Below are 232 nucleotides of genomic sequence, written 5' to 3'. Positions count from 1 at the left end.
CGGCGCGATCCACTTGTCGATGCTGTTGAAGCGCGCGAAGTGCCGCACGGCGTCGAGCTTCGCGTGCAGACGCTGTTCGATCGTGAGACTCGGCAAGTCGGGCCAGCGGTTGTGCAGGCCGCCCGCGGGTGCCTGAAAGCCTTCGGGCGTGGGCCATTCCATCTGCAACGCGTCGAGATCGACGGTCGAGCCCGATTCGACCGTTTCCGAAATCGCCTTGTAGCCGACCCAC

Annotated in this window: 1 protein-coding gene; it reads right to left on the bottom strand. The window is 65.1% G+C overall.

What is annotated here, in order from left to right; all coding sequences use genetic code 11:
* A partial coding sequence (locus tag SB753_RS41995) for a hypothetical protein (RefSeq protein WP_410805810.1) occupies nt 1-232 on the bottom strand: 232 nt, incomplete at both ends.

The sequence above is a fragment of the Paraburkholderia sp. SIMBA_053 genome (assembly GCF_046534895.1).
Classification (GTDB): domain Bacteria; phylum Pseudomonadota; class Gammaproteobacteria; order Burkholderiales; family Burkholderiaceae; genus Paraburkholderia; species Paraburkholderia caledonica.
This window is presented reverse-complemented; position numbering and strand designations above follow the sequence as displayed.